This window comes from Pseudomonas sp. PvP028, assembly GCF_017832255.1.
GTDB classification, from domain to species: Bacteria; Pseudomonadota; Gammaproteobacteria; order Pseudomonadales; family Pseudomonadaceae; genus Aquipseudomonas; species Aquipseudomonas syringae.
This window is the reverse complement of sequence record NZ_JAFIBL010000001.1, coordinates 3,640,355-3,654,739: the sequence shown is the minus strand read 5'-3', so window position 1 is coordinate 3,654,739 and position 14,385 is coordinate 3,640,355. Positions and strand designations below refer to the sequence as shown.

The 14,385-nt window shown below is 60.7% G+C and carries 14 protein-coding genes; 1 reads left to right on the top strand and 13 read right to left on the bottom strand.

Features of this window, described 5'->3' with window-relative positions:
* Positions 1 to 35: 35 nt before the first annotated feature.
* From gspD to JOE34_RS16220, 12 genes are all read right to left on the bottom strand, one after another.
* On the bottom strand, positions 36 to 2,363 hold the full coding sequence (gspD, locus tag JOE34_RS16275) for a type II secretion system secretin GspD (protein WP_003426187.1): 2,328 nt from the start codon (positions 2,361 to 2,363) through the stop codon (positions 36 to 38).
* A complete protein-coding gene (locus tag JOE34_RS16270) occupies positions 2,363 to 2,893 on the bottom strand; it encodes a general secretion pathway protein GspN (protein ID WP_003417561.1) in 531 nt (176 codons plus the stop codon). The genes gspD and JOE34_RS16270 overlap by 1 nt, the downstream gene beginning before the upstream one ends.
* A complete protein-coding gene (gene gspM / locus JOE34_RS16265) occupies positions 2,890 to 3,501 on the bottom strand; it encodes a type II secretion system protein GspM (protein ID WP_003343405.1) in 612 nt (203 codons plus the stop codon). Before gspM ends, JOE34_RS16270 begins: the two co-directional genes overlap by 4 nt.
* Positions 3,476 to 4,570 (bottom strand): type II secretion system protein GspL, encoded by a 1,095-nt coding sequence (locus JOE34_RS16260; RefSeq protein WP_016568429.1) that lies wholly within the window; start codon positions 4,568 to 4,570, stop codon positions 3,476 to 3,478. The genes gspM and JOE34_RS16260 overlap by 26 nt, the downstream gene beginning before the upstream one ends.
* A complete protein-coding gene (locus tag JOE34_RS16255) occupies positions 4,567 to 5,301 on the bottom strand; it encodes a general secretion pathway protein GspK (protein ID WP_004417310.1) in 735 nt (244 codons plus the stop codon). The genes JOE34_RS16260 and JOE34_RS16255 overlap by 4 nt, the downstream gene beginning before the upstream one ends.
* Positions 5,298 to 5,930: a prepilin-type N-terminal cleavage/methylation domain-containing protein gene (locus JOE34_RS16250; RefSeq protein ID WP_003371841.1), complete on the bottom strand. Its 633-nt coding sequence runs from the start codon at positions 5,928 to 5,930 to the stop codon at positions 5,298 to 5,300. The genes JOE34_RS16255 and JOE34_RS16250 overlap by 4 nt, the downstream gene beginning before the upstream one ends.
* Positions 5,927 to 6,298: a type II secretion system protein gene (locus JOE34_RS16245; RefSeq protein WP_003343408.1), complete on the bottom strand. Its 372-nt coding sequence runs from the start codon at positions 6,296 to 6,298 to the stop codon at positions 5,927 to 5,929. The genes JOE34_RS16250 and JOE34_RS16245 overlap by 4 nt, the downstream gene beginning before the upstream one ends.
* A complete protein-coding gene (locus JOE34_RS16240; protein ID WP_080272632.1) occupies positions 6,298 to 6,732 on the bottom strand; it encodes a prepilin-type N-terminal cleavage/methylation domain-containing protein in 435 nt (144 codons plus the stop codon). Before JOE34_RS16240 ends, JOE34_RS16245 begins: the two co-directional genes overlap by 1 nt.
* An 8-nt stretch (positions 6,733 to 6,740) precedes the next feature.
* Positions 6,741 to 7,172 carry a type II secretion system major pseudopilin GspG gene (gene gspG, locus JOE34_RS16235; protein ID WP_003317918.1) on the bottom strand — a complete coding sequence of 144 codons (432 nt, stop codon included), beginning with the start codon at positions 7,170 to 7,172 and terminating at the stop codon, positions 6,741 to 6,743.
* Positions 7,173 to 7,197: 25 nt separating this feature from the next.
* A complete protein-coding gene (gene gspF, locus JOE34_RS16230; protein WP_003417566.1) occupies positions 7,198 to 8,400 on the bottom strand; it encodes a type II secretion system inner membrane protein GspF in 1,203 nt (400 codons plus the stop codon).
* Positions 8,397 to 10,121 carry a type II secretion system ATPase GspE gene (gene gspE / locus JOE34_RS16225; protein ID WP_046266438.1) on the bottom strand — a complete coding sequence of 575 codons (1,725 nt, stop codon included), beginning with the start codon at positions 10,119 to 10,121 and terminating at the stop codon, positions 8,397 to 8,399. Before gspE ends, gspF begins: the two co-directional genes overlap by 4 nt.
* Positions 10,122 to 10,204: 83 nt before the next feature.
* Entirely contained in the window at positions 10,205 to 10,432 is a 228-nt protein-coding gene (locus tag JOE34_RS16220; RefSeq protein WP_017278752.1) for a hypothetical protein, read from the bottom strand.
* A 494-nt stretch (positions 10,433 to 10,926) separates the two neighbouring features.
* Between JOE34_RS16220 and JOE34_RS16215 the strand changes: the two genes are divergently transcribed.
* The gene (locus JOE34_RS16215) at positions 10,927 to 13,668 is read left to right on the top strand and encodes a glycoside hydrolase family 3 C-terminal domain-containing protein (RefSeq protein WP_024648643.1); all 2,742 of its coding nucleotides are present in this window, start codon (positions 10,927 to 10,929) and stop codon (positions 13,666 to 13,668) included.
* Between the two features lie 38 nt (positions 13,669 to 13,706).
* On the opposite strand, the gene JOE34_RS16210 is transcribed toward JOE34_RS16215, so the two are convergent.
* Entirely contained in the window at positions 13,707 to 14,351 is a 645-nt protein-coding gene (locus tag JOE34_RS16210; RefSeq protein WP_003343422.1) for a TetR/AcrR family transcriptional regulator, read from the bottom strand.
* Positions 14,352 to 14,385 lie beyond the last annotated feature (34 nt).

The window sequence follows — 14,385 nt, the reverse complement described above, 5'->3', positions numbered from 1 at the left end:
CGTGAGTGGGCGTGGTGGCAGAAACTAACACAGCCTCAGTTCTGCATGCTGGTCCGCGAAACTTCCGGCTTGATCAACTGCATCTGCTGACGGTAATCATCCGTCACCTGACGGGCCTGGCTGCTGCTGGTAATGACCCGCGGCGTGATCAGCACGATCAGTTCGGTACGGCCCTTGGATTTGCTGGTATTGCCGAACAGCCATCTCAAGCCCGGAATGCGTCCCAGGTAAGGTACGGCGCTGACCGTCTCGGCATTGTCCTGCTTGATCAAACCGCCCAGCAGCACGGTCTGACCGCTCTGTGCGGCCACTTGCGTGGCCACCGAACGGGTGGAAATACGCGGATTGCCGTTGGCATCGCTGTTGTTGGCATTGGTGTCGGCACTGCTGACCTGCTGCTGAATGTCCATGTACACCAGGCCGCCCGGATTGATGCGTGGCACGACATCGAGAATCACACCGGTCTGCACATATTCGACGCTGCTCAATGTGGTGCCGGCATTGGTGTTGGTGTTGATCGAGGTCTGGCTGATCGGGATGTTGTCGCCGACCTGAATCTGCGCCTGCTGGTTGTTCATGACCACCAGCGAAGGCGCCGACAGGACCTGCGTGCGGCCATTGGTTTCCAGCGCCCGCAAGGCGACTTGCAGGTTGTTGCTGACAAAGGAGTAGAAGAACGCGTCAGTAGAGGCCAGCGCAGCACCGCCAGTACCAATCGCACCCTGGCTGCCCGCAGTATTGGTCACGTTGCCGGTGGTACCCGAGTTGCCCGCCAGACGCCCGAGGTACCACTGCACGCCCATGTCCAGCTCACCGGTGAGCTGGACTTCCAGAATGCGCGTCTCGATCTGCACTTGCAGCGGCGGATTATCGAGGCGTTTGATGGCCGACTCGATCTCCTTCCACTGCGCCGGACGGGTGCGCACCAGCAACTGGTTGCTGCTCTTCTGCGCCGTGATGCGTGTGCTGGCGTCCAGAGACTTGTTGTTGCCACCGGACTCGCTGCCTTCCTGGCTGGCCGAATCCGAATCACCGCCACTCTGATCGTCGCCTTCGGATTCGCTGTCGCCATTGTTCTGGCTGTTGTTCATGCCCTGACTGTTGCCAAACCCGCCACCATTGCTCAGGCCGCTGCCGGTACCGCCCAGCCCGTTGGAGCTGCTCATGCCGCCGACACCGTTGCCGCCACTGGAGTTGAGCGACGACAAGGTGGTGGTGCGCAGGCCCGGTGCAACCTTGGCCGCAGCGTCTTCCTTGATGGCACCCGTACCGTAGATCTGCCGCAGGTATTTGGCCAGATCAGTGGCCTTCATGTTGCGCACGTCATACACGTACATCTGCGGCTCGTTGCCACCACCTTCATCGATGGTGTGAATCCACTCGCCGACTTCGTGCAGGTATTCAGGCTGCGAGGAAATCGCCACCACCGAATTGGTCCGCTCGATTGGCAGGAAACGCACCATGCCCGCCAGCGGCATGCCGCTTTCCGGGCCGAACATTTTCTGCAGTTCGGGCATCAGTTCGCCAACCGAGGCGCGTTGCAGGCCGAAGACGCCGACAGACATGCCTTTGAGCCAGTCCACATCGAAAGTGTCGATGGTGTCCTGATAGTTGGCCAGCTCTTCGGGCGTACCCGCCAGGCTGAGCACATTGCGCGCCGGGTCTACCAGCAGGAAAGCGTTTTCGCGAGCGAACGGCTTGAGCAGCTTCTGCATCTCGGTCGCCGAGATGTAGCGCAGCGGAAACAGCCGCGCCGACATGCCCGCCGAAGGTTGCGCCACGCGCATTTCCGGGACCAGCTTGCCCGCCACCGCCTGGTTCGATGGCAGGATCACGTAGCGGTTGCCCTGTTTGATCATCGCGTTGTCGGTCCAGGACAGCAGCGTCTCGAGAATCGATAGCGCCTGCTGCTTGTTGACCGGCTTGGACGTCGAGAAGCTCACATCGCCCTTCACACCCTGGGCAATGCTGTAATTCTCGTGCAGCAGATCGCCCATGATGCTGTTGATCACCGCCTGAATCGGCTGATTGGTGAAGTTGAAGACGATGTCACCCGTCTCGGCCTGACGCGCTGCGGGAGCGGCGGCAGGCTGACGGATGAAACGCTGGTTGCCTTTGATGATCTGCCGCTGCGGCGAGCTGGTCGTCTGCTGGGAAGGTGGCTCGACGGGCGGTCTTTCGCTGCGCGGGTCTACCGGCGGGCGTTGTGAACCGGTTCCCTGGAGCGCTTCCTGCAGCATGCCATTGTCGGGATCGAGTGTGTCTGACTGTGACGCGCAGCCGCCAAGGGCGACGGCGGTGGCCAGGCAAAGCAAGGGTGTGCGCAAGGTAGCGATGGCAGGAACTCCAGAAAAGGTACCCATCACAGGGTGGAATCGTTGGTTAAGGTAATCGGCGGTGTATTCGACGGCGGCGGCAGACGCAGCGCGGGCAGGCGCAGGACTTGCGTGCGGTCATCGAGTTTGAACGTGGCCTGGGTGGGCTCCAGACGGTCCAGCGTCCAGCCGTTGGGCAAGCGATCGCCCTGACGGACTTTCAATGCCGGGCCGCTGGCCTGCTTGAGCAATGCCACACGCAGCGAGCCGTCCATGATCACCCCGGTCAGGGTCAGGCCAGCCAGATTGGTGGCTTGCGCATCGGCTTTGCGAACGGCCACGTCAGGGCTGCGATCAGGACTGAACAGCGGGGTTTTCCAGGTATTGGCGAGGCTGTCGAGGGTCGCCGACGGCGCACTGTGGACCTGCGCCCGCTGATCGACCGGGTTGCGCGGCGCCTGCTCGGGCAGCCAGTCCGGTGAATGCGCAGCGCCGCTGAAGACCAGTGCGATCAAAGCTGCCAACACTGCGGCGAAAGCCAGCAGTGCCCACTCCAGCGGACGCAGTGAACCGATCATTGCTCGCCCTCCCCGGCACTGGCCGGTTGCAGGTAGCCGCGCACCAGCAGGTGCACCACCAGTTTGCCGGCAGCACCGCTGGCCGGAGCGTTGGCGTCGCGACGCATACTCATCTCGTCAATGAACAGAAACGGGCGCTGATACTCCAGCGCATGCAGGATGGCGGTCAGTGGTTCGATGGCGCAGTTCAGGGTCAGGCTGACCTTGACCTGCCGATACGGCTCGGCACTGTCCTGCTCAGGGGTGATCGGCATGCGCTGAGTCAACTCGCAGCCGCCGCCAGTGCTGGCCTGGCTGCTGATCAGGTCGGCAATGCGCTGCATCAGATCAGCGGCCACGGCACTGGGATCTTCGCCCGGCAGCAAGCTGGTGCTACTGGCCGGATCACGGCGGGCCTGCTCCAGTTGCTCGCGCAACGAGTCACCCTGCTGCAGAAGGCCCGCGTAGCGCTGCTGCTGTTCGCGCAACTGGTCGGTCTGTTCGTTGATGTCGCGCAAGGGTCCGGCGAACCAGCTGTCGATCAACAACCAGTAAGCCAGGCACAACACCAGGGCCAGAATCATCAGGGCAGCGCCCCGCCGCTCACGGCTTGTCAGTGGACGGCGCATCGGCGTTCTCCTGCTGCTGGTTCTGGTGCAAATGCGCGCGCAGGGAATATTGATCCTTGCCGGTTTTGGTGTCGGGCTGGATCACCCCCTGAAACTGCGCATTATCCAGACTTCGGCAGTCCTTGACGCGGCCGATCAGCGCACTGGCCTTGGCGCTCTGCCCTGAAAAGGCCACCTCGGCACTGTCGCTGATTTCCAGATGCTCGATCCAGGTGTCCGAAGGCAGGCAGGCGGTCAGTTCGCTGAGCAGCGCCGAGAGCGGCGGCTGCGCAGCCTTGCGGCGCAACAGGTAGTTGGCAGCGCCCAGAGTGTTAGTCAATTGCTGGCGCAGTTGTTGGACCTCGCCAACCTGAGCCTTCTGCGCCTTGACGCTGGCCTGCATGTCCTCGAGCAGGTTCTGCCGATCGTTCAGCCACAGCAACATGGCGCTCAGCAGCAGACCGGCACACAGCCAGATCAGCCCGCGCTGCAAGCGATGGCCGGAGCGCGATTGCTGCGGACGCAGTGGCATCGGCAGCAGATCAATCCCCATGCGCTGCCCTGCAACCAGATTGTCAGCACCCACGTCAGTGCCCACATCGACAGCATCGGGACGCAAGCCACGCTCGGCGCACTCACTGAGTATCGCGTCCAGCCGCTCGCGCAGGATTGCCACCAGCGTGACCTGCACAAAGCTGGCGCTGCGACTGTCCTGACGGGCGACGAAGTACAACTGCCCAGCGTCAAATGGCGTGAAACGGTCAAGCTCGTAGCCGACCACAGTCGACAAATTGCGTGCCGCAGCCGCAGGAAGCTGCAAGGTCTGCAACAGCACAGCCGAGGGCGGCAGCAGCAGAACCCGCCGTACCTGAGGCGATGCATCGGGCAGCGGCTCGACCAACGGCCAGACAAGCGTCTGCTCCACGGTCTCGCGGCCCAGCCATCGACGCACACGCGGCGGCAGGCAGGCGCGAAGCTCCGTCACCCACCACTGCCAGGCATGTTGCGCCGGACTGCCACGCCACTGCCGGGCGACCTGTTCGCGTAACGCGTAAACAGGCGCCAGACGTGCAGAAACTGATGAATTCATTCTTGCCAACGCAACACCCTGTAGGGTTGTGCGCCTCCCTCCGATGGGCTCAATAAAACAGTGGTCTGTAACAGGGCGGTCACGCCGCCCGGTCGTTCTGCGCGCGTGTCTATGGCCAGTACCTCACCGGGGTCGGCTCCGACCGCGCTCTGGTTCGGCAGGTTCAAGGCCCGACGCAGCAACGCCGAAGCGAACGCCGGGTCGGGCCGATCCAGACCGCTCCATAATGTTATTTCCGGCAACAGCCGGGTATACAGCGCCTGGTTCATGCCCGGCAGCTGGCGAACTTCCTCTACCACCCGCAGCGGTGACTGACCGCCATTGCGCTGCGACTCCAATACCTGGGCGATACCGCTGGCCTGATTTTTAGCCGCGCCGCAGGCCTGCAGCAGACGCGATATATCAGCAACCGGCGCGCTGTTGAGGTCCAGCTTGCCGCGCTCGCTTCTGATGCTCACCAGCAGTTGCGTATCATCCATACGCAACGAGACCACACGCCCGTCGGCAATCCAGCGTTTGCGCTGCTCAGCATCGAGCAAGCCTTGTACAGCCATATTCATGCCAGCTTCGGCGGCCATCAGCGCCTGGGTATTTTGCCGTAACCAGAGCGACTGCCGGCTCTCCAGTTGCACCCACCCGGCCAGCCCGCCGAGCAACAGGCTCAGCAGTGCCAGCACCCAGAGCACCACCAGCAGCGCAACACCGCGCTGCGATTGGCTAGTCACGTTCATTCGCCGCCCGCCCCGCCGGACAGGTCCAGACGCAAGGCCACCACTTCCGAGACCCATTTCACCGCGCCATGGGTCTGCATGTCGATGCGCACCGCGCCCGGCAAGCGATTCGGCCAGGGCCATTCGGCCATCCAGCCGGTCGGTTTGCCCTTGGGGGTCAGCCCGCGATAACTGAACGTCAACGACTCGACGTTTTGCAGCAATACCTGAGGCTCACCCCAGGGTTTGAGGGCGATGCCATTCGCACTGGACAGAACCTGAGCGAACGACACTTGCAAAGACCGATGGTCTTGCGGCCCCTTGAGCTCCAGGCTGTGAACCTGGATACCGCCGCCTAGCTCGCCCGGCAGCGTTGCGACAAACCGCAACTGCTGCGCCGAGCCTTCAAAAAAACCGCTGTTGACGTCATCCTCACCAGACGTGTCCAGCGGCAGCGCCTGAGCGATCGAGCTGCGCAGAAACGCTTGCGCGGCGCGGATCTCGTCCAGGTTAACGGTGTAGCGCTCAGCCTTGAGCACGGCACGATTGGCGCCCAGCAACGCCCCGGCAACCAGTACCAGCAACACGCCGAGCAGGCTGATCACCAGCAGCACTTCCAGCAGCGTGAAGCCACGCTGGGTACGCATCATGACCCCGCACCGCTGACAGCGCCGCGTAATTTAAACGTGCTGAACTGCGCCTTGCGCTGATGTTCACTGAGCATCAGGTCGAGGCGAAACATCCTCGCCTGACCATTGGCACCCGGCAACTGACGGATATCCAGTGTCCAGTCGATGCCTGCTAGCTCTCCCTTTCGCGTACCGTTTTCCAGCGGACCGGCGCTTTCCTGATCCATTATCGTGCGTGCCGCATGGCTCAGCCGGTCACTGCGCGACACCTGCTGCAAGGAGCGCGCACTTTGCCCGAACGCCACCAGCAGAACACCGCTGCACACCGCCATGACGGTCAATGCAGCAAGCATTTCCAGCAGGGTGAACCCCGACTGCGATGTTTTCATTAAAGCGTCCGGACCTGGACGCTGCCGGTCAGCCAGCCAATATCAATACGCCAGCGTCGGTCGCCGTCAGCGACCACCACGTTGCCACCACTGGAGCCGCCGTCCGGGTAGAACTCCACAGCGGAACCAAGATCGGACGAGGTCTGCATGGTCACGCGCAGACTTTCCGGCCAGTGCATCTCGCGCTTGCCGGGCGCCTTGAAGGTCGCCTTGCGCAGATTGAATTCGGTGCGCGCCGGCTGACCGGTGACAATCGCGCGCACTCTGGTGGCCCGCAACGCTTCGACCATGTCGCCGACCGCGCGCCGTTCACTGGCGGTGCTCAAACCCTGTTGCAGACCGAAACCCACCAGACCGACGGCGATGCTCATCAACACCAGCACCACCAGCATTTCCATGAGGGTAAAACCCCGGGTTGCGACAGGCGTTCTCATGCCGAACGTTACTCCCAGTTGCCCAGGTCGGCGCTGTACCCTTCGCCGCCCGGCTGACCGTCCTGGCCGTAGAAGATCAGGTCGAAGCTGCCGTGCTGACCAGGGAAGCGGTAGCCGAATGCGTGGCCGAACGGATCCTTGAGGTCCGAAGGCTTGGCGTAAGGGCCGTTCCAGTTCGATGCATTACCCGGCTTCTCGGTCAATTGCTGCAAGGTCTTGGGTGGCGAACCGACGTCCAGCGCGTAGCTTTCAATCTTCATGCCCAGGCTGGCCAGTTGAGCCTTGCCTGCCCCGTACTTGCCCTTGTCGACGTTGCCGCCCACCTGACGCACGACGATGGTCGCAACGATGCCCAGCAATACGATAACGGCGAGCATTTCCAGCAATGTGAAGCCGCCCTGTCGACGTGCGGGTTTGAAACGTGTACGGCTAAAAGTCATCGGAATGGTTTCCTGTTTCATGAATTCAGATATTGCTGGTCAGGCTCATCAGCGGCAGCATGATGGCCAGCATGATCACCGCGACCATGCCCGCCATCACCACCGTCAGCGCCGGTACGAGTGCGGCCAGCATGCGGTCGATACCGCGCTTGGCCTCGACGTCGAACACATCGGCGACCTTCATCAGCATGGTGTCCAGTTCGCCAGCCTGTTCGCCGACCTCGATCATTTGCAGCGCCAGATCCGGCAACAGCGGTTGCGCGCCAAATGCGCTGGCCAGCGTACCGCCACCCTTGACCGACTCGGCCGCCTGCTCGACCTGCGCCTGCAGGGCACGATTGGTACAGACCTGGCGAGCGATCACCAGCGCCTGCAACAACGCCACTCCATTGGTCAAAAGCGTCCCGAGGGTTCGAGTCAGACGTGCTGCCTCAATGCGCTGCAATAAAGGACCGATCACCCGGATGCCCAGCAAACGGCGATCACGGCGCTCGCGACGCTGCGGGTCGCGCATGCGAATGGCCATTCCCCAGATCAACGCGATCAGGCCCGCCAGCACCGCCAGCCCGTAGTCGCTCAAAAACTCTCCGAGGTTGAGAATAACCTCGGTGATCAACGGAATCGGCACGCCGAGATCCTTGAAGATCGGTACGAATTGCGGCACGACGTAGGCCAGCAACAGCGCCAGGGAACCCAACACGCCTACCACCAGGAAGGCCGGATAGATCAGCGCGTTGATCACCTCGCCACGCAGCAACTGGCTGCGCTCCAGGTAATCGCTCAGCTGGCGCAGCGTACTTTCCAGTGCGCCACCGGCTTCACCGGCGCGGACCATGCTTATATAGAGGGGCGAAAACTGGCTGCCCTCTTCTTCAAGCGCCACGGACAGCGGCTTGCCTGCCTTGACCTGTTCGCGGATGCGCTCGATCAACGCTTTGGTCTGCGGTTGTCCAGGCTGTTTGAGCAGAATTCCAAGCGATCGTTCCAACGGTTGGCCTGCGCCGAGCAACGTTGCGAGCTGCTGGGTGAAGCTGACCAGCGCCGCGCCATTGAGCAAACCGCTGCCCAGCGCACGACGCAAACCGCCCAGACCGGCAGCATCGACCTGCAAAACCATCAGGCCACGCTTCTGCAACGCGGCAATGGCGGCGTCCTGATCGCGGGCCTCCAGCGTGCCATTCTGCGGCGCACCCTGAGCATCCAGCGCGCGGTACTTGAACAGGCTCATGTGCCTTCACCACGGGTGACGCGCAGCACCTCTTCCAGCGAAGTCACCCCTGCAACGGCCTGACGCAGGCCTTCTTCATGCAGTGTGCGCAAGCCGCCACGTCGGGCAGCCTCTTCCAGCGTCGAGGCGTCGGCGTGACGCATCAAAAGACTGCGCAGCTCTTCGTTCATCACCAGCAGTTCGGTGATTGCACTGCGCCCGCGATAGCCGCCGCCGGGCGCATCGGCACGCGGACGATACAGACGGATGGGCCGCTCGTCAGTGAAACGCTCCAGCCCGTGTTCGGCGATCAGCTCCGGTGGCGCATCGAAGGCTTCACGGGTTGCCGGATCGAGGCGACGGACCAGGCGCTGAGCCAGAATTCCGTTGACCGTCGAAGCGATCAGGTAGCTTTCGACGCCCATGTCCAGCAAGCGGGTAATACTCGCCGCCGCGCTGTTGGTGTGCAGGGTCGAGAGCACCAGGTGACCGGTCAACGAGGACTGGATGGCAATACGGCAGGTTTCCAGGTCGCGCATCTCACCGATCATGATGACATCCGGGTCCTGACGCACGATGGAGCGCAGCGCTCCGGCGAAATCCAGGCCGATGGAAGGCTTGACCTGAATCTGGTTGATACCTTCGAGCTGATACTCGACCGGATCTTCAACGGTGATGATCTTGCGCTCGGCCGTATTGAGCCGTGACAGCGCGGTATACAGCGTGGTGGTCTTGCCGGAACCGGTCGGCCCGGTAACCAGCAGAATGCCGTGCGGACGCTCCAGCACGTCGAGAAATTCGTCCAGCCGTTCGCCATCGAAACCCAGGCTCGGGAAATCGAAGTTGATGGTCTGTCGGTCCAGCAGACGCATGACCACCGATTCGCCAAAGCTGGTGGGCACTGTCGATACCCGCAGGTCCAGCTCCTTGCCCTGGATGCGCAGCATGATCCGGCCATCCTGCGGCAGACGCCGCTCGGCGATGTCCAGCCGCGCCATGATCTTCACCCTGGAAATCACCGCCGCCGAAGAGCTGGACGGCGGTGCTTCGGCTTCGTGCAAAACACCGTCGATGCGATAGCGCACCTTCAACTGGCTCTCGAAGGGCTCGATATGAATGTCTGACGCACGCTGTTCGACCGCGCGCTGCAGGATCAGGTTGACCAGACGAATGACCGGCGCTTCGGAGGCCAGGTCCTTGAGATGCTCGATGTCTTCCAGCGAGCCGCCCTCCTCATCCAGGTTCTCGATCAGGGTGCCCATTGCAGAGCGGCCCTGACCATAATAACGCTCGATAAGGGTCTCGACCTCGTTGCGTGGGCCGATGGACAGTCGCACCGGTACCGCGCAGGCATAGGCGATGGCCTGAAACGGATACGCCGTGGCGGGGTTGGCGCTGAGCACTTGCAGGCCTTGATCGCTCCAGCCTACCGGCACGACTTGATAGTGACGCATGAAGCGTTCGGTCAGTGGCGGCAAAGGATCCAGCAGCGGTGGCACAGCGTCGGCGAGCAACAAAGGTGCCTGCAGCAAGGCCGCCCATGCGCGGGCCAGTTCGAATTCGGAAACCAGTCCCAGACGCGTCAGCAGCCCGAGCAACTCAGTGCCTTCCGACTCCTGCTGCAAGCGCTGCGCGCGCTCCAGATCGGCCGTTTTCAGACCGGCATTTTCGATCAGCCAGGCGCAAACCTGCTGGGCATCCGGAATGAGCAGACGGGAAACTTCGACGGGAGCTGACGGCATGAATGAGGGCATTTTGCTACTTCGGAGGGACATATTACAGCACTCTCCGACCGGAGAGTGCTGCGCTCAAAGGCTTCAAACGATCAGTTTGACTGCTTTTGAGGGGTTGCGTTCTGCGGGCGACCGCCTTTTGTCGTTTCGGTCTTCTGGTTTTGCGCTTTCTGAGCCGCCTTGGCGTCCTGAGTCTGGGTCATCACGGTCTCGTCGCTGGCGCCGGAAGTTGCATCTGCATCCGTCGCGTCGTCGGCAAAGGCTGCACCACTCAGGGCAAGACCTAACACCACACCGGCACTCATCATGGAAAATTTCATCGTAGTAACTCCTCAAAAAACAAAAAGAGCCCCGCAAAAAAGCGGGGCAGTTGTAGAAACCGGTCAAGCACTAGCGCACCGCATATGTCGCAACTTGCGAGCCGTCTTTCTTCATCCTGAAAAATCTTAAACCCATCGACCAGTAGGTTTAACAAGAGTTCCTCAGATGTAAAGAAAAATTACCAAATCAAAGAAAAATACGCTTTTATTTGACATTTATGCCTTGTTTTATACTTAATTGTATCGTTTTGTAGATTCAAAACGCCATCACGCGATGTCAATTTGATAGCGCTCGGCAAGTAAAAAAAGAAACGCCATACAAAACTAATACGGTAACTAAGGAGTCCTACCTCGCGCCCTTGAAACAGGGAATAAACGCGACGACGGGAAACTGTTGCCCAAAGAAAAGTTGGCCGAAAGCAGTAAATAAGAACGCATTTATCCTGCGCACGTGCGCAGGCAGACAGTTATTTGAAACGCAGTTGGAGAGCAATATGAACAAGCGAAAGATGATAGGCGCGCACTCGGCGCTGGCCTTGCTGGCATTGGCAGTATCCCAGGTGCACGCCGCTGACCCTACCGTACAACAAGGGCGTGAAGATCGCGCCGAAAAAGCCGCACAGAAAACCCTGGCCAAGATGACCATGGAAGAAAAGCTGGCCTACATTGGCGGCACCGGCGGCTGGGACGTCAAACCACTGACCAACTACGGCGTCCCGCAGATCCATGGCGCTGACGGCGGTGTGGGCGTGCGCTACACCAGCGAAGGCAACGATCAGGGTGTTGTCTACCCGTCCGGCCCTAACCTGGCCGCCACCTTCAACCCGCGTCGTGCCATCGACCTCGGCCGTGCGCTGGGCTATGACACTGCCGTCGGCGGCTACCAGTTCATCACTGGCCCCGGCGTCAACCTGTACCGCATGCCGTTCGGCGGCCGTGCGTTCGAATACCTCTCCGGTGAAGACCCGTTCCTCGGCGCCAGCCTGGCACCAGGTGTCATCAACGGTATCCAGTCTCGTGGTGTATGGGCCAACGCCAAGCACTACGCGGCTAACGATCAGGAAAGCAACCGCTTCAATCTGAACCAGACAATGCCAGAGCGCGTGCTGCGCGAAATGTCGCTGCCTGCGTTCGAATCGTCGTCGAAAAACGGCAACGTGGCGATGATGATGTGCGCTTTCCAGAAAGTGAACGGTGAGTTCGCCTGCGAAAGCGAGCACCTGATCGCCCAGATCCTGAAGAAGGAATGGGGCTTCAAAGGCTTCGTACAGAGCGACTACAACGCTGTCGTTCACGGTTTCAACGCTGCCCGCGCCGGTACCGATCTGGACATGATGGGCTACCAGATGAACAGCTCCGTGCTGAAGCCGCATCTGGACGCCGGCGACCTGAGCGCTGCGACCATCGACGACAAGGTCCGTCGTATTCTCAAGCAGATCTACCTGTACAAGTTCGACAGCAAGACGCCGCTGACCACGCACAACATGAACAGCTCGACCAGCAACAAGGTTGCTCTGAACGCTGCGCGTGAAGGTATCGTATTGCTGAAAAACCAGGACAACCTGCTGCCGCTGGACAAGCAGAAAGTCAAGAAAATCGCCGTTGTCGGCACCCTGGCCAAGTACTCGCCACCGACCGGTTTCGGCAGCGCCAACGTCATGGCCAGCCATTACGTCAGCGAATTGAGCGGTCTGCAGCAAATCGCGCCTAACGCCAAGGTCGACTTCATCGAAGGCCTGTCGCTGGACCCAAGCACCAGTGCCTGGACCACCACCGACGCAACTGGCAATGAAGTCCAAGGCATGAAGGCCGAGTACTTCAGCAACACCAACTGGTCTGGCGATGCCGCTGTCACCCGCACCGAGAAGCACGTTGACTTGGACTGGGCCAACGACAAGAACCTGCCGTTCGAAAGCAACACTTCGACGTCCGATCCGTACACCACCAAAGGCTCGACCGCTGGCCAGTTGAATGGCGATACATCGTCCACTTCGATTCGCTACACCGGCAAGGTCACCCCGACCCAGAGCGGCGAGCAAGTGTTCAAGGTGCGTGCCGACGGCGCCGTGCGTCTGTGGGTCAACGGCAAGAAAATCATCGACAACGGTGACGGCAAGCCGCTTCCGGGCAACAGCATTCCGCCTACCATTCCAGAGTTCGCCAAGATCAACCTGGAAGCGGGCCAGTCTTACGACGTGAAGCTCGAGTACTCGCGTCGTGCCGGCTACCTGTCGACCATGGGCGGCCTGGTAGGTGTGCAGTTGAGCTCCGCCTCGCTGAACGCTCCTCAGGACCTGTCCGGCTATGACGCCGTCGTGGTTGCCGTAGGTAACAGCAACGAATACGAAGGTGAAGGTTTCGACCACAGCTTCGATCTGCCTGAGTTCCAGAACGAGCTGATCCAGAACATCGCCAAGGTCAACCCCAATACCGTGGTGACCATGTATGGCGGTACGGGTCTGAAGATGAGCGACTGGATCGAACAGGTTCCAGCAGCGCTGCACGCCTTCTACCCAGGTCAGAACGGTGGTCAGGCCCTGGCCGAGATCCTGTTCGGCAAGGTCAACCCGTCGGGCAAACTGCCGATCAGTATCGAACGCAACATCGAAGACAACCCGGCTTACGCTTCCTTCCCGAAATTCGACAATCAGAACACTCTGACCGACATGGATTACAAGGATGACCTGCTGCTGGGTTATCGCGGATACGAGAAGAAAGGCATCAAGCCGCTCTACCCGTTCGGTTACGGTATGTCGTACACCACGTTCGGCTACAGCAACATCAAGGTGACGCCAGGCGTCGCGGTCGGCAACACGCCGATCAAGGTGTCCTTCGACCTGAGCAACACCGGCAAGGTCGGTGGTTCGGAAGTCGCCCAGCTGTACGTGGGCCAGCAGAACCCGAAAGTCGAGCGTCCGATCAAGGAACTCAAAGGCTACAAGAAGGTGTTCCTCAAGCCGGGTGAAAGCAAGCGTGTGACCATTGAGCTGAATGATCGCTCGCTGGCCTACTTCGATGAGAAGAGCAAGCAGTGGGTGGTCGATGCCGACACCTTCAACATCTCGCTCGGTTCGTCGTCGCAGGACATCCGCCTGAACGCCAAGCTGGTCAACTCGTTCCGTCAGGAACTGTCGACCACCACCAGCAACCCGCTGCCACGCTCCGCTCTGAACTCGGTTCTGGTCGAGAAACCACCGGTCAAGACCGGCGGTGTATTCAAGCAGACCGTTGAGTAAGCGTTAGCTGACTGAAAGGTAAACGGACAAATAAAGGCTCAAGGACGAGCCCTTACCGCTGCATCGACCTGCGCAATGTAGGTATCGAAACACTCGACCAGATCCACCTGATCGGGAAAGCGTAACCACTGAATCTGCAAGCCATCCATCATCGCCAGAAGCTGCCGGATAATCTTGTCCAGATCCACATCCGCACGTACCTCCCCGCGCTCCACCAAGGCCGAAAACTGTCCCAGCAAGTGCGCGTGAATACGCTCGTAGCGCGTCTGGAACCATTCATAGGCAGGCTGGTTTTCCAGCAGACTTTCCGCATTGAGGATCGAAAACGCGCGTACCACGCCGGGTGCCGTGGCGTTGGAGCGGTTGATCGCGCGCAAGCCGCCGAGCAGACCGGTCAAGGTGTTATCGGTGCGGACTTCGGCAGCAATTCGGCCGTTGACCTCGTCGCGTCGCTCCAGCACGCCCATCAGCAGCGAGATCTTGCTCGGAAAATGGTGCAGCAATCCGGCGACGGAAATACCGACGATGGCCGCCACTTTGGCCACTGAAGCGCCGGTATAGCCTTCAAGGGAAAACACTTGCAGGGCCGCATCGAGCAGTTCTTCGCGGCGCTTTTCGCCCTTTGGCGCGCGTCGCTGTCGGGTGACTGCCGTGCCCGTTTCCGTGGGGTCATGCCGAGTCATATCAGGCTCCTTCTTGAACAGCCGCGTACCCTAA